The sequence below is a fragment of the Enterococcus sp. AZ089 genome, assembly GCF_050547225.1.
Classification (GTDB): Bacteria; Bacillota; Bacilli; order Lactobacillales; family Enterococcaceae; genus Enterococcus_D; species Enterococcus_D entomosocium.
In genome coordinates this window covers 3566039-3586827 of record NZ_CP172954.1, presented here as the reverse complement: position 1 = coordinate 3586827, position 20789 = coordinate 3566039, and the positions used below count along the sequence as shown (strand labels likewise).

The following is a 20789-nucleotide window of genomic DNA, read 5'->3' as shown; positions in this document are numbered from 1 at the left end:
ACGATTGACGCTTTTTTTAGAAATATTTTTGAGTTTTTGAAAACAAACAGTTGGAGATCATGCTTCTAAAATATCTTTTAGCCCATCACCGATCCGTTTTACTATCTCTGTCACTAATGCATTTCCCATGAAAAACATGCGCATACGATCAGAGACTTCTACAATTTCACCTGTTGAAAGTTTTTTGAATCTTGTCCAGTCATCCGGGAAGTCTTGTAGCCGCTCTGCTTCTATTGGTGTCAATAATCGATATCGACCATCGATAAATAAAATATGAGTAGAGCGATTTACTGATCCTTCAGAGGTAAGCATCGTTCTTCCTGGCATGCTCAAATCATCATATGGAGACATGCCACCTTCTGCAAAAATATATTTGTGACCTTCGGCAGAAGTTCGTTCGATTTTTTTTGGTCCGCGTAAATACTGAAATTTTTCTAGTTTATTTGTGTCTGTCAAATAATACTTTTCGTCTACCATCTCAGATGGCTGAATGATTTCACCTAAGGTTATAGGACGTTCATCACCTAGTGGTAAGGTGTCTATAGTATAATAACGCCCATGACGCATAACACCTGTATTCCAAACTTTCCCAGTGAATCCATCAGAAACTTCTACTATATCTTCTGAAAGTTCGTAAAAAGCCTCTCTATTTTTATAAGGCTGTTTAACTATCGGAAATTGCCGAGCAAATAATCCATCATTGAATATATACTCATCATAGCGATGCTCAGCAACAAATAAGTCCTCAGAAGATGAATTTTCTTCGAAACGTTTATCCAATCGTTTTGCAAAATCTGTGTCGTTTCGATAAACAAAGAAGAAAACACGTCTGCGCCTTTGGCTGCGACCGTAGTCAGCAGCATTGATGACCCGCCATTCAACTGAGTATCCTAGTTGGTTGAACGCGGTAAGCATGATAGCAAAATCACGTCCTCTTTGCTTGGAAGGAGATTTTAACAGACGGTCAACATTCTCAAGGATCAAATATTGGGGGCGAATATGATTAGTAGCACGTATGATTTGCCAAAAAAGAACGCCTTTTTTACCTTGGATCCCCATTTCATGTTTCTTACTCCGAGCGACTGAATAATCTTGACAAGGAAATCCACCTACGATTATGTCTGCATCCATTTTTTCGAAAACATCATCAGAAATCTCTTCAATGTTTATATTTAAATTTTCACTATCTGGGAAGTTATAGTCATAAACTTCGAACGCATCTTGGGATCTGCGAGATGGTTCCCATTGATTTGCCCACTTAGTTACATACAAATCGGGATCGGAATGTTCGAGCCCAACGCGGAAGCCGCCTACACCTGCAAAAAGTTCTAATACTTTCATTTTTTGTTTCATTATACGAACATCCTTTCGATATATCTATTGGTCATTATACACTAAAATTAAAAAAAGATCAAGATCTAAATTCAATTTATTGATGTTATAATAAACATATGAAGAAATCCAGGATATGAATGAAATATGTATATAAATAATTTAAAGAAGGATGAAGAATTTGGAAAAAAATTTGCATTGTTTTACAAAAAAAGATTTAGTAATGATTTTGGATAATGTTTTGGAAAAGACATTAGGTGAAGTGGATAAAAACCGCGTATTTGATCGTACGATAGTCCATCCCAAAATTACAGGTATTGCTGGCGACGTGATTGAGCAGTCTGTTTTAGGATATCCTGCTGATTCAAGACAAGAACCTGATTTGATAGTTGACGGTGAGGAAGTGGAACTGAAAACTACAGGACTTAGAATGTCTAAAAAGGTCAAAGGTCAATTTGAAGCGAAAGAACCGATGTCTATTACCGCAGTTTCTCCCAAATCTATCATTACACAAGATTTTGAAAGTTCGCATTTTTGGAAAAAGTTAGAAAAAATGCTTTTAGTTTATTATTTATATGATTCTGATGTGACAGTACCAGCTGCCGCATATGCTGATTTTCCGATCAAAGGTTATGATTTTCATGAATTTGATGAAGCAGATAAAGAACGATTGTCGAATGATTGGTCTCTAGTAAAAAACTATATCGTAGAATTGCAGTCAGAGGAAATTCCGGAAGAACATTACCCGACGATTTCATCTAAACTTAGACCACATTTGATGTTGATAGATACCGCACCTAAATGGCCCAATCCACCTAGGTTTCGTTTGAAAAGGTCGACGGTCACTACTATGGTTCAAAAGTATTTTGGTAAACGATTTGAAGAATTGGATAAGGATTTTGGTACATATGCTGAGATCGATCAACAGCTTAAAGAGTTTACATTGAATTATCAGGGAATGACGGTTTTACAATTGATGGAACATTTTGATATTCCAATCAAATTGAATGATAAAAATGACGTAGCAAAATCTGTGACTGAGCAAATAGTTGTACGTATGTTTGGTGCTTCTTCAAATAAAATGAAGAAAATCGAATTATTCAGTGAAATTGGATTGAGAGCAAAAACTATTACACAAACATCTAGAGGAAATCGAACAGAAGATACTAAAATGTTCCCAATCGATTTTGATGAGTGGATGCAAAAAGATATACTTTTTGAAGAATCTACCGTTTATGCTGAATTCAACGAGCAACAATTTTTATTTATCATTTTCGAGGAAAGTTCTTCTAAAGATAAATTACTTGAAAAACGATTTAAAGGGTTTAAACGTTTGTCTTTCGATGAACAGTTTATTGAGACAGAGGTACGCCCGATTTGGGAATCTGTTCGTTATTTGATTTTTGAGAACAAGCTAGTTGAAACTGTGAAAAAAAAGAAAGATGGACAAGTGCGTGTCAATAAAAATGGAACGGTGATGACATCGATAAATTTCCCTAAATCAGCAACTAATACTGTATTTTTTAGGGGATCTGGTGCGGATTCATCTGATAAACCCGTAGAGATCAATGGTATTTCAATGTATCGCCAAGATCTCTGGATAAAAGGCAAAATACTTGTAGATATGTTGAACAAAATGCCCTTCCTATAAGGATAAATAAAAAAATTGAGTTGATTTATTGAGGAGATGCAATGAATCAACTCTATGTTTATTTGCGCAGTTCTATCCTATTTAAAATATTGATTACACAGCTATCCAAATTTTTTAAAACTTCTTTTTCCCAAAAATGAATCGGGAACCATCCACTATCAATTAGAAGTTGGTCATTCTTTTTATCACGTCTGATGTTCTCCTCGATTTTTTCAATCCAATAATCTCTGTTTCGTTTCAATTTCTTTTTTCGATTTACCCAATCTTGTCCATGCCAAAATTCTCCATCAACAAAAATAGCGATTTTATATTTTGTGATTGCAATATCAGGAGAACCAGGTAATTTTTTATAGTTTTTCCGATAACGTATGCCTTGGTGCCACAAGGAGAGCGATAAGAGGTTCTCAGCTTTGCTTCCTTTCAAATGGACATTCCCCATCCTTTTAGATGTTGCTGCATCTGTTTCTAACTTTCTATGCTTCATTTTATTATCCCCATCCTTTTATGATTAATAAAAGAGTAACATAACCGTCATACGCTAAGCGAATGAAGCGACGCGGTATTTTTTAATCAGGCTTGAAATAATATTTGTTGAGTTTTCTTTATTGATTTGTACAGTAAAGATGAACGTACTAAGGGAACACATTGTGTACTTAATTTTATTATAGCTCTTGATTTCTTATGCTTATTAAATTTTTATTGTTGGTAAACAAATTTTTTTGAAAAAATCGTTGCTTATAAGAGTAACATGAAGTATAATAAGCACGAAGTGATACCTATATAAGTATCACTTCGTGCTTATTATGAATTTAAAAGTCGATGGATGGAAAATCATAATTGAAATTCAAGTAATTTTCGCTTTTTAAGCCTATCTTGTTATACTGTCTGTTTAACATGAATAGAATCGGTAAAAATAATATACTAATGTTGTGCTGTCTATGAAAGCTTTCATTTATCCTCAATCGTCAAAATCTCACGAATATCATCTATATTCAAAGCCTCAGCTATTCGTTCGATGTATTCAATATTGATTCGTTGCCGTTTTCCACTGGATAGTTCACTTAGCCGGGCAATATCTATGTCCGCACGCCTAGAAAGCTCTCGTAAAGAAATATTATGTTTTTTCACAAGTTCTTGTATATGGATCACTAACACTTTTTCCTTATACACAAAAATCACCTCTTTATTGATGTTTATGTAAGTATCATAGAGTATAATGTTAACAAATCTGTTGCTTTATTAGCAAACATTAAGTGAGTTCTTCCTATTTATCACTTTTAAGCTAAAAACACATCCAGTCATTAATATAAACAGAACATAGGAGAGAAGAAACTGATTAATGAGTGTCTACTCATCTCTTATAATGATTTAAAAGTGTTATTACAATGAAATTTCGTTATCATTGCTCATTGGCTTTATAAGGAGGTCTAACATCAGTCAGATTTACCAAATAATCAAGACTAGTATTATAATAATTTGCTAACTTTATTAACATTTGAATAGGGATATCCAGCTCGCCGTTCTCGTACCGAGAATACGTTGACTGTGAAATATTTAAAAGAGTAGCAATCTGGTGTTGAGTTAAATCGTTGTCTTCTCTCAAATCTCGGATTCGCTGAAACATTCACGTCACCTCGATACTATTCTAAATTATGCTCTTATCGCATATTGACTTTTATGCGTTTTACGCATATTATGTTGTTAGCTACGAGGATAGGGTTTTTGATGGTCTGTTAAATTTAGCAAGTAGTCGACACTAGTAGAATAAAAATCTGCAAGTTTAATCAGAGATTGGGTAGGAATGTCTAATTTTCCTGACTCATAGCGGGAGTAAGTTGTTTGACTGATATTCAGAAGTTTAGCAAGTTGTTCTTGATTCAAGTCTTTATCTTCGCGTAAGTCACGAATTCTATGATACATAAAAATCACCTCTCTTTTATTTTATGGGAGGAAATTTACAGAATGTTTTAATATGCAATAAACGCATAAAAGTATTGGGATAGTTGAGTATAATTCGAGATTCTCTTAGAGGAAATGTTTTTTACCTCCATACATAGAAAAAGAAAGGAGAGTGATTTGGATATTTACCTCAGTCTTGACTAAGAAATTGAGTAATTGAGTGAACTTCTATTCGTCTATCAAAAAGATTTAAGGAGGGATTCACATAGAAAGTGAAGTTGCTTGGAAACTGCCGGAAGGGATTTTTTAGATAAAAGAGGGGATGAAGAAATGAGAAAGAAAGACGAGTGTTGGCTAAAAAAGCGTGTAGCAACTGATGTAGTTTCGACATATAGTTTCGAGCAGTCGGACCAATTGACGGATACGATCAAACGAGAGATGCAGACATTATTTCCAATGTGCCGCTGTGTGGAAGAGGCAAATGCAGAGTTATATTTTAAAAAGGCAACGGATGCGCTGCTTGGGGATGAAGGATTTGAAATCAGTTATGAGCACAATCAGACAGTCGTTTATGCGAATGCTAGTAAAGGCTGGTTATATGGCTTCTTTGAACTTTACAAGCATGTGATTCGAACCACTGAGTTGCCAGAAAATCTGAGGTCGATTCCCAATCAAGCCATTCGTATGGTCAATCATTGGGATAATTTTGATGGGACGATCGAACGTGGGTACGCTGGAGAATCGATTTTCTTTTCAAACAATCAGTTTCGGCAAGACCATGAAACGGTACGCGACTATGCGCGTTTCTTAGCTTCCATCGGAATGAATGCGGTTTCTATCAATAACGTGAATGTTCGCGGAGATGCCAAATGGTTTATTACGGAACCGTATTTGATTGAGATTAAAAAGATCGCAGATACATTCGCTGCCTATGGGATTCGGACGTTTTTAAGTATCAACTTTGCGGCACCTATATCCGTTGGAGGACTAACGACCGCCGACCCGTTAGCTGAGGAAGTTATTGCGTTTTGGCAAAAAACAGCAGATACAATCTATCAAGTGATGCCGGATTTTGGTGGGTTTGTAGTCAAAGCCGATTCTGAAGGGGAACCGGGACCGTTTGTATATGGGCGTGACCATAATGATGGTGCCAATATGCTGGCACGAGCGTTGCAACCCTATGGAGGACTACTGATATGGCGCTGCTTTGTTTATGACTGTTCACAGGATTGGCGAGATCGCTCAATTGATCGTGCCAAAGCTGCCTACGACCACTTCATGAAATTAGACGGTACGTTTGAGGAAAATGTTATTTTACAGATTAAAAATGGACCGATTGATTTTCAAGTACGGGAACCCGTGACGCCGCTTTTTGGCGCGTTAAAACACACCAATCAAATGTTGGAATTCCAAGTGACGCAAGAGTATACCGGACAACAAAAGCACATTTGCTGCTTACTACCGATGTGGAAAGATGTGTTAGATTTTGATACGAAGCATCCACTTGAACACGCCACAGTAAAGAAGATTCTCCCAGAGCAAAGTCCAAATCCTAAATATTCTGGCGTGGCAGCAGTCGTCAATGTCGGCATGGATGATAATTGGACCGGACACAAGCTAGCGCAAGCGAACCTTTTTGGCTATGGCAGATTGATTTGGAACAATGAATTAAGCACAGAAGCTATCCTTTGCGAATGGATCGATTTGTCCTTTGAATTAGATGATTCTGCAAAAAAACGACTACTTGCAATCCTCGCTACGTCCTATCAGACCTATGAAAATTATACTGCCCCACTAGGTATCGGTTTTATGGTTCGTCCCAATCATCACTATGGGCCTGATGTCGATGGCTACGAATATGATAGATGGGGGACGTATCACTTTGCAGATAGAAAGGGCATTGGCGTCAATCGAACGTTAAAAGACGGCACCGGCTATGTAAGGCAGTATGCGGATGCTTGGTGTGAAACATACGAAAATGTAGAAACTTGCCCAGATGAACTTGTGTTATTTTTCCACCATCTGCCATACGACCATGTCTTACAAAGCGGCAAAACGATCATTCAACACATCTATGACACGCATTTCGAAGGCTATGAAAAAGTAGAGGAATATGTTACCGAGTGGGCTTCCTTACAGGGACAAATCGATGAAGAAAGTTATCAAAACGTCGCCGAACGATTGCAAGAACAAGTTCGTTCTGCTAGAGATTGGCGGGATCAAATCAACACGTATTTTTATCGTAAAGGCGGCATTCCAGATGCACATGGACGTCAAATTTATGCGTAAAAAGAGAAATAAGTGCTAGGTTTCAAAGAAGAAATAGCTCGTTTAGATCACTAAGAAAAAAGATTTCAACCAGAGATAAATTTTTTGTAATATAAGTTAGTTTATCCAACTTACTAAAACGAATCAGGAGGAAGAGTGATGAAAAAATGGAAAAAACAATTGATAGTGGTAGGTTCTTTGCTTTCGGTATCACTGGTGTTGGCTGGATGCAATGCTGGGAGAAAAAAGACTGAGACAACGGGGAGTGGTGATCGAGTAGAAATCAGCTTTAGTTGGTGGGGAAATGATGATCGTCATCAGGCAACCCAGGAAATGATCGCTCATTTTGAAAAGGAGCATCCTGAAATTTCAGTAAAAGGAGAGCCGAGCGGCTTTGGCGATTTGGATCAAGCCTTCACGACGAGGTATGCTGGCAATACTTTGGCGGATATCACGACTTTACTCTACAATTGGGTGCCGCAATTCGGGCAAAATGACGGGTTTTATGATCTTAATACAATCGATAGTTTGGATCTGTCCACCTATGATCCTGATTTTTTGGCATTCGGACAAGTTGATGGAAAGCAGGTTGCCGTTCCTTATGGGGAAAATACTTTAGTTATGTATTTAAACAAATCCGAATATGAAAGACATGGTATTGATGTCACTACGTTGAAGACGTGGGACGATTATGTGGAAGCCGCTAAGAAGTTACCAGAAGGGACCTTTTGTGTCGTATCCCCAACTTGGCGTTTTCCGGTAACCATTTGGTTGCAACAAAAGACTGGAACGTCTGAGTTTGATGAACAGGGAAATATGAACTGGACAGAACAAAACTATTTAGAAGCGATGACTTGGTATAAGGAAATGGCAGATGCTGGGGTCTTCGTTTCAAGACAAGATTATTTAGAAAATGTCGGCTCGGAACCTGTATCCTTAGCCACCAACAAAAAGTGGATTGAAGGACAATATGCGGGTGGCATCGATTGGAATGCCAGTATGTCTTCTAATTATGAAGCATTGAAAGAAGTAGGGGATGAAATGGTCGTCGTTGACTACCCAATCGCAGAAGGCGGCACCGAGGTGAATTTAATGTCAAAACCTTCACTCCTTTTTGCCGTTCGGAAAAATGTTGAATATCCAGAAGAAGTAGGAACATTTCTAAATGAATTTTTAAATGGCGAGGAAGCAAATAAAATTTTGGGTCTTTCCAGAGGGATTCCTGCTTCAAGCAAAGCGATCGAAGTATTGACGGAAGATGGACAATTATTAGGCGTGATGAAAGAAGGCTTTGAGTACGCCCAAAGTGTCGCAAAAATCAACCAAACACCGTTCTATGAAGATGGTACCTTAACGACTATTTACACTGCAGAAATGGAAGCTGTCGAATTAGGACGAACGGATTTAGAAACAGCTGCTCGCAACGTCTACACGAAAACAAAAGAACAAGCCGAAAAGCTTGCGAAAGACTATAAATTGCAATAGGCAACTATCCGCATACTTTATGGGGGTGAATGGCTTTTGTTTGCTTCCATGAAGTGTCGTGAATCGTTGTCAAAAAGATGGGAGGGATTTTATGAAAAAGGAAAAAGTGGGCTTGATCTATGTAACGCCTTGGCTGATTGGCTTTTTACTGCTGACCGCTTGGCCGATCTTGTCCTCATTTTATTACTCACTGACCGATTATTCTTTGGCTCGTGTCGGACAGACACCTGCATTTTTAGGCATCCAAAATTATGTGAATCTCTTTAAGGATCAAACGTTTCTTGATTCGATGCGGGCGACACTGATTTATACGGTGTTCACTGTGCCTTTTCAACTAGGGTTTGCGTTGTTCGTTGCGTTTATTCTGAATTTCAAATTAAAAGCCATCAATTTCTATCGGACGGCGTATTATATTCCCTCGATTCTAGGAGGAAACGTGGCCGTTGGTGTGCTTTGGCGATCAATGTTTCAACCAGAAGGTTTGGTGAATATTTTTCTAGGAACCGTTGGCATCGAGCCAATTAACTGGTTATCGACACCTACAGGCGCAATGGTCGTCTTGATTCTCTTGAAAGTGTGGCAATTTGGTTCCTCAATGTTGATTTTCTTAGCTGCATTGAAGGAAATCCCCCAGGATTTATATGAGTCCTCGAGTTTGGACGGCGCATCAAGGGTGACCCAGTTCTTCAAAATTACGATTCCTTTGATCACACCAACCATTTTTTTCAACTTAGTGATGCAGCTAAACAATGCCTTTCAAGAATTTAACGGTCCTTTTATTGTCACCGGTCGTGGTCCCCTCAATGCCACGTATCTGTCCTCGATGTTTATTTATGATAAAGCATTTAAAGAATTTGATATGGGCTACGCAAGTGCGGCAAGTTGGGTGTTGTTTGCGTTGATTGTTTGTTCAACGGTTCTTCTTTTCACGAGCCAAAAACGATGGGTCTATTATTCTGATGGAGGTGGGAAATAAATGGAGGCAACCCCTGTAGCATCTGCAAAAAAGAAGCACTCGAATAAGCATGGTCAAGCACTGATTCGCTATGTTTTGTTGACGGTCGTTGCACTGATTATGCTGTATCCAATTATTTGGATGGTTGGAGCGTCCTTCAAAACGAACACAGAGATTTTCACATCAATCGGCTTCATTCCTTCAACGATTGATTTCCAAGCATATATTGATGGTTGGAACACCAAGGGCGATTATACGTTCACCTTGTATTTTATCAATACCTTTAAATACGTCATTCCAAAGATTCTTTTTACCGTTGTCTCGGCGACTCTTACAGCCTATGGATTTGCTCGGTTTGACTTTCCATTCAAGAAAATCATGTTCTCGTTGTTAATGGCAACGATGTTTTTACCTCAAGTCGTAACCAGAATCCCCTTGTATCTCTTCTGGAATCGCTTGGATCTATTAGATACGTATGTTCCGTTACTGGCCAATTCATTTTTAGGACAAGAACCTTTCTTCGTGTTCATGATGATCCAGTTTATGCGTTCAATTCCACGGGATCTCGATGAAGCAGCGATCGTTGACGGTTGTTCTTCTTTCGGTGTTCTCTGGCGTGTTCTGATTCCGGCATTAAAACCTGCACTGATTTCTTGTGTGATTTTTCAATTCGTTTGGAGTTTCAGTGATTTCTTAGGTCCATTGATTTATATCACTTCACAAGACAAATTCCCAGTATCTCTTGCGTTGCGGCTCAACGTTGACCCATCTACTAATACCCCATGGAATCAAGTGTTTGCAATGTCGGTGATCTCATTGTTGCCAGCAATCATCTTATTCTTCAGCGCGCAAAAGTATTTTGTCGAAGGCGTCACAAGTTCGGGTATCAAAGGATAGGAGGTAAGTATGAATCCTTTCTTTCACGCTATTTCTGAGTGGACTGTTGCCATCGTCCACTCAGCCTATCGGCTTTTGGTTTATCAGCTGTATTTCATCCTGTCGAATAGTTTACTCCTGATGCACTTGTTTTTTCTTCGATTGACTCTGAATAATATTGTCTTCTTTTGGGTACCCCTAGTTTTTTTTATTGCAAGTCTGTCCGCTCAATTCGGCTTATTTAACAACCCAGAGCATTTATCGAGTACAAAGAACTATTTTCAGTACTATCGAGAATGCTTGAAGAAAAACTGGGGATTATATATCTTGTATTCTATGATCATTCTCTTGATCCTCTTTGGACTGAAAATACTGATATTATATCAACGATCTGTTATGTTTTTGCCATTTGTCCTTACGAGCTGTTTTTTATTAAGCAGTATGCTCTTTGTCTTACTGATCTCAAGCGATTTCCGCGTCACTCAAATCCCATTTAAGAAGAAAATAGAATGGTCATTGCTGATAAGCTACCGATTGCCTTCAGTCACTGTTTATAATAGTGCATTTATTGGACTGTCAATTTTCTTAATGCAGTATTTCTCTTTGGCGTATCTTTGTTTTCTTAGTGGTGTAATCAATTACGGTGTGTATCGTAATTTGATTCGACGATTTTCACTTGATTTGTTTTTTGAGGAGTGGGGCAACAAGGGCGAACGGCTTGAAATGAATACTAATCAAAAACTGTAGCTTAAATTTAAAAAAAGAGGTGTTCCTATGAAAATAAAAAATCCTGTCTTATCCGGCTTTCATCCTGATCCGTCCATCATCCGAGTAGGAGATACGTACTATATAGCTAATTCAACGTTCGAATGGTTCCCTGGGATTCGTTTGCACGAATCAAAAGATTTGGTCCATTGGAAACTGCTGGATGCTCCTCTCGATTCAGTAGAGATGCTAGACATGAAGGGAAATCCGTCGTCTGGTGGAATATGGGCACCAGATTTATCCTATGCAGACAATAAATTTTGGTTGGTGTTTACCGACGTCAAAGTTGTGGATGGGTCATTTAAGGACATGACCAACTATTTGACTACCGCAACGAATATCCATGGACCGTGGACTACACCGATTCGATTGAATGGCGTTGGCTTTGATCCCTCTCTGTTTCATGATGAGGATGGCAGAAAATACCTCGTGCAACAGACGTGGGATCATCGAGAGTATAAAAATCCTTTCAATGGCATTACACTGACCGAATTTGATGTAGAAACCATGCAGTTGAAACCAGAAACTGCTCGAATGATTTATGAAGGAACGAATGTAGGATTAGTTGAAGGACCGCATCTATACAAAATAAATGGGCGTTACTATTTATTTGTGGCAGAAGGTGGAACTGTCTTTACCCATCAAGAAGTCGTAGCTAGGTCCTCTTCACTGGAAGCTGATTCGTTCGAGACCGATCCTCATGGACCGTTTCTAACCAATTACGATACGCCTCATTCATACTTGCAAAAGCAAGGACATGGGGCGCTTGTGTCTACTCCTTCAGGCGAATGGTACTATGCATCACTATGTGCCAGACCCTTACATCGAGAAAACGAGTCGGTGACAAATCCTCGCGGATGGTCAACTTTAGGACGTGAGACTGCCATTCAAAAAGTTGAATGGGATTCTGAAGACTGGCCAAGAATCGTTGGTGGACATGGGGGACAAACAAGCGTGGAGGCTCCTAAAGATGCAGCACCTACCGAAGTTTTGAGTAGCCGCTCTCATTATGATGACTTTAGTGAGAAGCAGCTAAATAAAAACTGGCAGACCCTTCGTGTACCATTTTCAGCAGAAATGGGCAGTGTAGGCGATGGGAAACTAGAACTAATTGGAAAAGGAAGCTTAACAAATCATCATGATCTTTCAATGATCGCACGCCGTTGGCAAACCTTTTATTTTGATGCAATAACAAAAGTAAAATTTGATCCATTTTCTTACCAACAAATGGCAGGACTAACCAATTACTATAATGACCAACACTGGTCCTTCATTTTTATCACTTGGAATGAAGAAAATGGAAAAGTAATTGAAGTAGCTGAAAACAATCAAGGAACCTATACGTCCTACTTAAGAGAAAATGCGATTACCATTCCAGATGCTGTGGATTTTCTATGGTTCAAAACAAAAGTCCGCAAGCAGACCTATAGATATGCCTATTCCTTTGATGGAGAAACATGGCAAGATTTACCAATCGAATTTGATTCTGCTATTCTATCGGATGATTATGTATTACAAACTTGCGGCGGCTTCTTCACCGGAGCATTTGTCGGACTAGCAGCGGTTGACTATGCAGGCTATGACACAAAAGCTGTGTTTTATGAATTTGATTATCGAGAGATGGATGAGGAAGGGCGCAGTTAATTATTATATTGATCTAGAGTAAACTCATTTTTTGTAAGTTTACTCTTTTTCGCTAATTTCTTTCAGTTGGCGGATGAAAAAGTGAATACTCTTAGGTGCTACACATTTTTTAAATTTTGATTGGCGACCTTACTTGTCCAAGATTCCCCTATAAAGCTCATCTAACAGCTCCTAACCTTATATACATTTACATATCTAACTCTTATCTTTTCGCTTTTAGTTAGTTAAAAAGCAAAAAATAAATGTGAATCCGAGCTATTTTTAAATAATTAACTAGATAATCTTCCGATTGGAACGGTTAAACAGTGAATGATTGTTAGAAAAGAGATTAGGGAATGCAAGTTGTGATAAGTAAATTCATAAAAGAAGAATGCTAGAAAAGTAGAGAAAAATAGGATTAATGAAATAATCGAGATCCTTATTTTTTAACAATTTTCGAAAACCATAAATGAATTGAAGGAAGCTTAGTGTGGGTGAAAGAATAATTACAAAAAAATATTGACTTAAAAAAATGGCTATGGTAATCTATAAACGAAAATAGTGGGAACGTTTCCAAAATACATCTTCGTTAAATTTTTATTTTTTTTAGACGAAAATGGAAACGTTTCTAAAATGTATTGGGAGGAGATTGAATTGGAAAAGACATTGGGACCAGGTGGTGAGATAAGGGCGGTACAACGGGATAAAAAAAATATCTCGAAGTGGGAAAAATTAAAGAAACAGTTGCGGCGTGATAAGTGGATGTACTTGTTGCTCTTACCAGGTATCATCATGACGTTTATCTTTAAGTATGTGCCAATGTACGGTGCTGTGATTGCATTTAAAGACTATAATCCTATGCTAGGAATTTTGGAAAGTCCTTGGGTAGGACTAGATCACTTTAGGGAATTTATCAGTTCACCAAATTTTACGCTTTTGCTGAGCAACACATTAAAAATTAGCATTTATGGTTTATTGTTAGGTTTTTTTCCACCAATTATTTTAGCACTGAGCTTGAATCAAATTATCAATAAAAAAATAAAACAGAAAATCCAGTTGATTCTATATGCGCCGAATTTTATCTCAGTAGTTATTATCGTGGGGATGCTGTTTTTGTTCCTATCCGCAAATGGACCTATTAATGGGTTAGTAGAAAAGGTTACGGGGCAACCAATTATGTTCATGTCTAATCCAGCTTATTTCAGAACGATTTATATTTTATCGGGAATTTGGCAAGGAATCGGCTGGTCATCCATTCTTTACACCGCGACGCTGGCGGGAGTCAGTACCGATTTATATGAGGCAGCAAATATCGATGGGGCAAATATTTTACAAAAGATTTGGCATATCGATTTGCCTGCATTGAGGCCTGTGATGGTGATCAGCTTCATCTTGGCCGCCGGCGGTATTATGAATGTAGGATATGAAAAAGCCTACTTGATGCAAACTTCAATGAACATCCCTGCCTCAGAAATCATTTCCACTTATGTATACAAAGTCGGCTTGCAATCAGGTGATTATGCCTACTCTGCTGCTGTTGGTCTGTTCAATATGATTATTAATGTCGTTTTATTACTGATTGTCAACAATATAACCAAGCGGCTAAACGATGGTCAAGGCTTGTAATGAAAGGAGAAAATTATGAATAGTGCTTTATCAAAAATCGACCGTCAAATCTTATGGTTGAATCGAGTGATTGTAACTTTTTTAGTCGTCATCACCATTGTTCCGCTGATTTATGTACTGGTAGCTTCTTTTATGGACCCAGCTACTTTGATCAATAAAGGTATAAGCTTCAATCCGAAAGATTGGACAATACAAGGATATCAACGGGTATTTGCAGATGATTCCATTTTACGCGGTTTTGTAAATTCGTTGTTTTACTCTTTTAGCTTCAGCTTATTGACTGTATTTATTACGATGATCACTGCGTATCCTTTGTCTCGACCTAACTTGGCGGGGAAAAAGATTATTATGACTTTTTTTGTCATTACAATGTTCGTGGGTGGCGGCTTGATACCTACCTATTTATTGGTAAAGAACTTGGGCATGTTAGATAGTGTATGGGCGATTATCGTACCAGGTGCTATAAATGTGTGGAATATTATCTTAGCCCGTACCTATTTTAGTGCTTTGCCAAAAGAACTTTCTGAAGCTGCTACTATCGATGGCGCTAATGACTTGCAAATACTGTTCAAAGTCATGCTTCCATTAGCTAAACCAATTATGTTCGTATTGTTTTTATATGCCTTTGTTGGGCAATGGAACTCATATTTTGATGCCATGATTTACATCAAAGATCCCGACTTACAGCCGTTGCAACTCGTATTAAGAAATATTTTGATCCAAAACCAACCTTCACAAGACATGGTGGGAGCCAATACTGCCATGGCAGAAATGAAACAAATTGCTGAGTTGATCAAATACGCAACGATCGTCATTTCTAGTCTGCCATTAATCATAATGTATCCTTTCTTCCAAAAATATTTTGATAAAGGTGTTTTAGTTGGTTCTGTTAAAGGGTAAGTATTGTTCACTATTTGTATGAATAAAAATTATAAAGGAGATTTTAAGATGAAAGCAAAATGGATGCTGCCAATCGTTTTTACTTCCGTACTAATTTTGGGGGCTTGTGGAGGCTCAAAAGAAAAGAGTAAATCAAGCCCTGATTATGAACTAGAAAATGTCTCTTTTCCATTGAAAGAAAAAGTATCTTTAAAAATGATGTCTCAAAGTGCCCCTTTGGCTCCCAATGATCCTAATGACAAATTGATTTTCCAACGATTAGAAGAAGAGACCAATCTCCATATTGATTGGACAAACTACAGTAGTGATTTTGCCGAAAAAAGAAATTTGGATATCGCTAGTGGTGATTTACCAGATGCCATCTTCAACGCCGCTGCAGGTGACTATGATTTATTAAACTGGGCGGAAAGTGGTGTTATTGTACCGATTGAAGATTTGATCGAAGATTATATGCCAAATCTGAAGAAAATTTTTGATGAAAACCCCGAATACCGACAAATGTCTACTGCACCTGATGGTCACATTTACTCTATGCCTTGGATTGAAGAATTAGGCGAAGGAAAAGAGTCGATTCATACAGTAAATGGGATGGCTTGGATCAACAAGGAGTGGTTGGATAATTTGGGTCTTGAAATGCCGCAAACCACTGATCAGTTGATGACTGTGTTGGAGGCTTTCAAGACGCAAGATCCAAATGGTAATGGTGAAGCAGATGAAATTCCTTTTAGCTTTATTAACAATGGAGGAAACGAAGACTTAAAATTTTTAATGGGGGCATTCGGTCTAGGTGATAATGATGACCACTTAGTCGTTGATAACGATGGCCAGGTACAATTTACTGCTAACAAAGAAGGGTATAAAGAAGCCATCAAATATTTCAATGAAATGAATAATAAAGGTCTTATTGATAAAGAGGCTTTCGAACAAGATTGGAATACGTATGTTGCCAAAGGGAAAGAACATAAGTATGGCGTGTACTTTACTTGGGATAAAGCAAATATCACGGGTGCAGATGATAGTTATGACGTCTTGCCAGTCTTAGCGGGACCAGATGGAACGAAACACGTTACTCGTACGAATGGCATGGGTTTCTCAAGAGATCGTTTCGTAATTACTAGTGCGAATAAAAACTTGGAACTTACAGCTAGGTGGATAGATAAAATGTATGAACCGTTACAGTCTGTCCAAAATAACTGGGGAACCTACGGTGATGAAGCACAGGCGAATATTTTTGAATTAAAGGATGGTATGTTAAAACATTTGCCTTTAGAGGGGACAGCACCGGGGGAACTAAGACAAAAAACCGAAGCTGGAGGACCATTAGCAGTTCTTGATTCTTATTACGGCACAGTCACTACTATGCCAGATGATGCGAAGTGGCGTTTAGATTTGATGCATGACACGTATTTGCCATATATTACAGAAGACAATATCTATCCGCGTGTCTTTTTAGAAAAAGAAGAAACAGATCGATTAGCAAAAATTGAAACAGATATGTGGGATTACATCTATCGCAAAAGAGCAGAGTGGATCACCGGCGGTAAAATCGATGAAGAATGGGAAGAATACCTTGCTGAATTGGAACGTGTAGGTTTGGAAGAATGGATTCAAATAAAACAAACTGGCTATGATAATTTTTTGAAGGGAGCACAATAAGTGTTAGTAGAAGAAACGGCGATTTTGGATAAAGCAAATCGATTTATTGAAATGATGCGAGGAAAAGTTAACCCTCAGTATCGACAAAACTATCATTTTTCCGCACCCATCGGGTGGATAAATGACCCCAATGGGTTTATATATTACAAAGGGCATTACCATCTCTTCTATCAATACTATCCTTACGATAGTCGATGGGGACCCATGCATTGGGGGCATGCGCGCAGTAGTGATTTGGTCCATTGGGAAGATCTACCAGTAGCGTTAGCCCCAGATCAACCTTATGACAGCGGCGGGTGTTTCTCAGGAAGTGCAATTGAAAGAGACGGAAAACTATATTTATTTTATACAGGCTGTCAAGAAATTGATGGTATTAGCCATCAGCATCAATGTTTGGCGGTCTCTGAAGATGGTATTCATTTTAGCAAATACAGTGGTAATCCTGTGGTAGCAGAAAAACAGCTAGGTGAGAATGGGCTGATACAAGAATTTCGTGATCCTAAAGTAATTGTTCACAACGATGCTTACTATATGGTAGTAGCTACTAAGTCTACACAGTCTACTGGTAGAATAGTGATGTTTCAATCGTCAGATTTGTATACTTGGCACTTTTACTCTGTGTTGCTAGAAGGGACTTCAGAGCAAGGAATAATGTGGGAATGTCCTGATTTATTCCATTTAGACGGACGAGATGTCTTAATCATGTCACCGATACAAATCAAGAAGAACGGACTGGAATATCATAATATCAGTTCTACCATGGCTTGTATTGGTGAGGTAGACTGGGAAACAGGTCAGATGATAGTTGATAATTTCCATGAAATGGATTTTGGAATGGATTTTTATGCACCACAAACAACAACAGATCCTAATGGTGGACGGGTGATGATTGCTTGGATGCAGATGTGGGATCGTACATTGCCTACACATGAGTTAGGCCATCTTTGGGCAGGCTCTATGAGTTTGCCCCGAGAGTTAAGAGTGAAAAAAAATCGATTGGTACAAAAACCCATCTCAACTGTATATAGTCATTTAGTTTATCAACAAGGCAGTGAAAATATCGCAGTGACTGACACATCAGTCGTATTTCGAAACGCACTGTCGGATTCTTCATATTTACATCTAGTCGCAGATTTGGAGAAAGCAGAAGTTTTTACAATTGAATTACTGCGGTCTAAGACGGATTGTCTCAAACTAGCCTATGACACTGCTACACAGGTTTTTGAATTGGATCGTCAGAAACTAGGAAGAGAGCTTACAGGGGCGGAAGAAGACCCTCTGAATGTCCGAAAAGTTGAAGTACCTTTGATTGATAATCAGCTCGTTCTTGAGATTTTTAGAGATACCTCATCAGTTGAAGTCTTTATTAATGGGTTAGAAGTTATGACGGCTACTTTCTATGAGCTGGAAAAAGCTCGAGATATCTTGTTTCATTCGATCGGAGAAAGTCGTATTCAAGCTTTTGAAACAGCGAGTGTGAAATAAATGTTTGATTGCTTAGGCGATGAATCAATTATTTAATAGGTTTTGAAGGATAATTTTTTAGAAAAGAACAGATAGCTAGATTTCCCATGGATTTGCTATTAGTATTTTGAAAAAATTAGTAATTTATGACAAAATTCATTATACTAAACTTGTGCAGAAATGTGAGGGATCAACTATGAAAGCAACAATGAAAGATGTCGCAAAATTAGCAGGTGTCGGAGTAGGAACTGTTTCCCGGGTATTGAATAACGGCTCTGTTAAAGCTTCTACTAGAGAAAAAGTTGAAGCAGCAATGACAGAGTTAAACTATCAACCAGATTTTTATGCCCGGGGGTTAAAGATGAAGCATACGAATACGGTTGCTTTGATTCTACCCACTGTATGGCATCCATTTTTTGGCGAATTTGCCTACCATGTAGAAACAGCATTAGAAAGACAAAACTACAAGCTTTATTTGTGTAACTCCAGTGGTAATAGTGAAAAAGAACAAGAATATATCCAGATGGTCAGCCAAAATAAAGTAGACGGCATCATTGGAATTACTTATTCAGATATCGATGAATACATTTCGAGTAATCTGCCTTTTGTTAGTATTGACCGTTATTTCACTGAAGAGGTGATTTATGTGACCGCTGACAATGCGGCCGGTGGACGTTTGGCTGCAAATGAACTTTATCGCCGAGGATGTCAGAATGTAGCATATATCGGTGGGTACCAAGAAACACCGAATGAAACGAAGAGTCGTCGAAAATATTTTGAGATCGAGTGCCGTCAACTGGGGATTTCCTATAAAGCGTTAGATATGTTAGAACCTTTAGACCATCTCTCAGAACGTGTAACAAATTTTTTGTTAGAGAATCCCGATATCGATGGGATTTTTACGATCAACGATCCGATGGCATTAGCTGTCATTGGTATGCTTGAAAAAATAGGGAAAAACGTACCAGAGGATGTCCAAGTTATCGGATTTGATGGTCAAAAGATGACAGAAGGAGACCCTTATCTCGTCTCAACAATTGCCCAACCTACAAAGCAAATGGCGGAAGTGGCAGTGGCAAAATTAATTGCTGTCATTAATGGAGAGACAGTAGAAAAACGTACCGTATTGCCGATTGAATTTGGTGAAGGTGGAACAACGAAATCTTTAGTGAGAAACGATTTTGCTTAGTGCAAATACGTTTCTTTTTTTGAAAATGAGTGAATGAAAGGTGTAGATAAAATGTTATATGGCGGGATAGAAGCTGGTGGAACAAAGTTTGTCTGTGGGATTGGTAACGAACAATTACAAGTGATAGAACGGAAAAGTTTTCCTACCACAACACCAGAAGAAACGATGAAGCAAGTGTTTGATTTCTTTGATAAGTACAAAGGAAATATCGCATCAATTGGTGTAGGAGCATTTGGGCCTATTGATATTCAAATCGAATCAAGAACTTACGGATATATCACCAACACTCCGAAGTTAGCTTGGCAAAATTATCATTTTGTAGGAGCTTTGGAAAACGCCTTGTCGGTTCCCATCTATTGGACTACCGATGTAAATGCTGCTTGTTATGGAGAATATATGGCAGGGTATGGAAAAGGTAAAAATAGTGTTCTTTATTACACCGTTGGTACTGGTGTTGGTGGTGGTGCTGTAGTCGATGGAAAAATAGTCACAGGTTTCAGTCATCCTGAAATGGGACATATGCTCTTACAACGTCATAATGAAGATCAATTTGAAGGAATCTGTCCTTTTCATCATGATTGTTTGGAAGGGTTAGCCTCAGGACCCGCGATTGAAAAGCGCTTTGGAAGAAAAGCCCAGACCATTTCATTTGATCATCCTTATTGGACGATTGAGGCAGATTATCTTGCTCAGTGTGTGTATAACACAACGTTACTATATGCACCGGAAGTAATAATTTTAGGCGGGGGTGTAATGAAACAGCCGCAACTACTCGAGTTGATTCGCCAAGCGTTTAAAGAAAAAATGGGTTCCTACGTGGATACGCCCACTCTCGAAGAATACCTACTAACTCCAATGCTTGCTGACGATGCAGGTTTGATCGGCTGCTTAGCTTTAGCAATAAAGAAGTTGGAACAATAGCAGCATGTTAAAGAACGTGTGAGAGAGTTTTTATAGCAGTTAGGATAGATAAAAAGGTTAACTAAAATGAGAGCTAGAAAAAAGGATGGCTAATAATAGATGTTCATATATATTTTTTGCGTAATCGAATGTCGCAAATAAGAATTTTTTCTTTCGTTCTCGTCTTCAGTTATATTGTT

Annotated in this window: 18 protein-coding genes; 13 read left to right on the top strand and 5 right to left on the bottom strand. The window is 38.3% G+C overall.

Features of this window, described 5'->3' with window-relative positions:
• Window positions 1-57: 57 nt before the first annotated feature.
• Window positions 58-1341 (bottom strand): DNA (cytosine-5-)-methyltransferase, encoded by a 1284-nt coding sequence (gene dcm / locus IGJ01_RS16685; protein WP_400451190.1) that lies wholly within the window; start codon window positions 1339-1341, stop codon window positions 58-60.
• Window positions 1342-1513: 172 nt separating this feature from the next.
• On the opposite strand from dcm, the gene IGJ01_RS16680 reads away from it, so the two are divergent.
• Window positions 1514-2983 (top strand): MutH/Sau3AI family endonuclease, encoded by a 1470-nt coding sequence (locus IGJ01_RS16680; protein ID WP_430601267.1) that lies wholly within the window; start codon window positions 1514-1516, stop codon window positions 2981-2983.
• Between the two features lie 58 nt (window positions 2984-3041).
• Here the strand turns inward: IGJ01_RS16680 and IGJ01_RS16675 are convergent, their stop codons facing one another.
• From IGJ01_RS16675 to IGJ01_RS16660, 4 genes are all read right to left on the bottom strand, one after another.
• Window positions 3042-3467 (bottom strand): very short patch repair endonuclease, encoded by a 426-nt coding sequence (locus IGJ01_RS16675; protein WP_430601266.1) that lies wholly within the window; start codon window positions 3465-3467, stop codon window positions 3042-3044.
• Between the two features lie 464 nt (window positions 3468-3931).
• Complete coding sequence (locus IGJ01_RS16670) at window positions 3932-4153, bottom strand: helix-turn-helix domain-containing protein (RefSeq protein WP_311775819.1); 222 nt, start codon at window positions 4151-4153, stop codon at window positions 3932-3934.
• A gap of 229 nt (window positions 4154-4382) precedes the next feature.
• The gene (locus IGJ01_RS16665) at window positions 4383-4607 is read right to left on the bottom strand and encodes a helix-turn-helix domain-containing protein (protein WP_400451177.1); all 225 of its coding nucleotides are present in this window, start codon (window positions 4605-4607) and stop codon (window positions 4383-4385) included.
• 77 nt (window positions 4608-4684) lie between these two features.
• Window positions 4685-4903 carry a helix-turn-helix domain-containing protein gene (locus tag IGJ01_RS16660; protein WP_086299707.1) on the bottom strand — a complete coding sequence of 73 codons (219 nt, stop codon included), beginning with the start codon at window positions 4901-4903 and terminating at the stop codon, window positions 4685-4687.
• 309 nt (window positions 4904-5212) lie between these two features.
• Here IGJ01_RS16660 and IGJ01_RS16655 point away from each other — a divergent pair, with 309 nt between their 5' ends.
• From IGJ01_RS16655 to IGJ01_RS16600, 12 genes are all read left to right on the top strand, one after another.
• Complete coding sequence (locus IGJ01_RS16655) at window positions 5213-7171, top strand: alpha-glucuronidase (protein WP_430601265.1); 1959 nt, start codon at window positions 5213-5215, stop codon at window positions 7169-7171.
• A 138-nt stretch (window positions 7172-7309) separates the two neighbouring features.
• Window positions 7310-8635, top strand: coding sequence for an ABC transporter substrate-binding protein (locus IGJ01_RS16650; protein ID WP_430601264.1), 1326 nt, complete (start codon window positions 7310-7312; stop codon window positions 8633-8635).
• A gap of 91 nt (window positions 8636-8726) precedes the next feature.
• On the top strand, window positions 8727-9611 hold the full coding sequence (locus tag IGJ01_RS16645; protein WP_016621141.1) for a carbohydrate ABC transporter permease: 885 nt from the start codon (window positions 8727-8729) through the stop codon (window positions 9609-9611).
• Entirely contained in the window at window positions 9612-10487 is an 876-nt protein-coding gene (locus IGJ01_RS16640) for a carbohydrate ABC transporter permease (protein WP_101699545.1), read from the top strand.
• A gap of 9 nt (window positions 10488-10496) precedes the next feature.
• Complete coding sequence (locus IGJ01_RS16635) at window positions 10497-11213, top strand: hypothetical protein (protein WP_430601263.1); 717 nt, start codon at window positions 10497-10499, stop codon at window positions 11211-11213.
• A 27-nt stretch (window positions 11214-11240) separates the two neighbouring features.
• A complete protein-coding gene (locus IGJ01_RS16630; protein WP_430601262.1) occupies window positions 11241-12875 on the top strand; it encodes a glycoside hydrolase family 43 protein in 1635 nt (544 codons plus the stop codon).
• 612 nt (window positions 12876-13487) lie between these two features.
• Window positions 13488-14480 carry an ABC transporter permease gene (locus IGJ01_RS16625; protein WP_005233042.1) on the top strand — a complete coding sequence of 331 codons (993 nt, stop codon included), beginning with the start codon at window positions 13488-13490 and terminating at the stop codon, window positions 14478-14480.
• Between the two features lie 15 nt (window positions 14481-14495).
• Window positions 14496-15380, top strand: coding sequence for a carbohydrate ABC transporter permease (locus IGJ01_RS16620; protein WP_005230433.1), 885 nt, complete (start codon window positions 14496-14498; stop codon window positions 15378-15380).
• A 48-nt stretch (window positions 15381-15428) separates the two neighbouring features.
• Window positions 15429-17036, top strand: a complete 1608-nt coding sequence (locus IGJ01_RS16615) for an ABC transporter substrate-binding protein (RefSeq protein WP_010729375.1) — start codon at window positions 15429-15431, stop codon at window positions 17034-17036.
• Complete coding sequence (locus IGJ01_RS16610; RefSeq protein WP_144809470.1) at window positions 17037-18521, top strand: glycoside hydrolase family 32 protein; 1485 nt, start codon at window positions 17037-17039, stop codon at window positions 18519-18521. It begins immediately after the preceding gene.
• A gap of 175 nt (window positions 18522-18696) precedes the next feature.
• Window positions 18697-19689 carry a LacI family DNA-binding transcriptional regulator gene (locus IGJ01_RS16605; protein WP_008381799.1) on the top strand — a complete coding sequence of 331 codons (993 nt, stop codon included), beginning with the start codon at window positions 18697-18699 and terminating at the stop codon, window positions 19687-19689.
• 51 nt (window positions 19690-19740) lie between these two features.
• Window positions 19741-20610 (top strand): ROK family protein, encoded by an 870-nt coding sequence (locus IGJ01_RS16600; RefSeq protein ID WP_034878228.1) that lies wholly within the window; start codon window positions 19741-19743, stop codon window positions 20608-20610.
• Window positions 20611-20789 lie beyond the last annotated feature (179 nt).

Bases quoted from the DNA above. Each gene is read 5' to 3' on its own strand.
- IGJ01_RS16645 (WP_016621141.1), top strand. From the start codon at position 8,727: ATGAAAAAGGAAAAAGTGGGCTTGATCTATGTAACGCCTTGGCTGATT.
- IGJ01_RS16625 (WP_005233042.1), top strand. From the start codon at position 13,488: ATGTATTGGGAGGAGATTGAATTGGAAAAGACATTGGGACCAGGTGGT.
- IGJ01_RS16605 (WP_008381799.1), top strand. From the start codon at position 18,697: ATGAAAGCAACAATGAAAGATGTCGCAAAATTAGCAGGTGTCGGAGTA.
- IGJ01_RS16620 (WP_005230433.1), top strand. From the start codon at position 14,496: ATGAATAGTGCTTTATCAAAAATCGACCGTCAAATCTTATGGTTGAAT.
- IGJ01_RS16675 (WP_430601266.1), bottom strand. From the start codon at position 3,467: ATGAAGCATAGAAAGTTAGAAACAGATGCAGCAACATCTAAAAGGATG.
- IGJ01_RS16650 (WP_430601264.1), top strand. From the start codon at position 7,310: ATGAAAAAATGGAAAAAACAATTGATAGTGGTAGGTTCTTTGCTTTCG.
- IGJ01_RS16615 (WP_010729375.1), top strand. From the start codon at position 15,429: ATGAAAGCAAAATGGATGCTGCCAATCGTTTTTACTTCCGTACTAATT.
- IGJ01_RS16665 (WP_400451177.1), bottom strand. From the start codon at position 4,607: ATGTTTCAGCGAATCCGAGATTTGAGAGAAGACAACGATTTAACTCAA.
- dcm (WP_400451190.1), bottom strand. From the start codon at position 1,341: ATGAAAGTATTAGAACTTTTTGCAGGTGTAGGCGGCTTCCGCGTTGGG.
- IGJ01_RS16640 (WP_101699545.1), top strand. From the start codon at position 9,612: ATGGAGGCAACCCCTGTAGCATCTGCAAAAAAGAAGCACTCGAATAAG.
- IGJ01_RS16655 (WP_430601265.1), top strand. From the start codon at position 5,213: ATGAGAAAGAAAGACGAGTGTTGGCTAAAAAAGCGTGTAGCAACTGAT.
- IGJ01_RS16660 (WP_086299707.1), bottom strand. From the start codon at position 4,903: ATGTATCATAGAATTCGTGACTTACGCGAAGATAAAGACTTGAATCAA.
- IGJ01_RS16630 (WP_430601262.1), top strand. From the start codon at position 11,241: ATGAAAATAAAAAATCCTGTCTTATCCGGCTTTCATCCTGATCCGTCC.
- IGJ01_RS16635 (WP_430601263.1), top strand. From the start codon at position 10,497: ATGAATCCTTTCTTTCACGCTATTTCTGAGTGGACTGTTGCCATCGTC.
- IGJ01_RS16600 (WP_034878228.1), top strand. From the start codon at position 19,741: ATGTTATATGGCGGGATAGAAGCTGGTGGAACAAAGTTTGTCTGTGGG.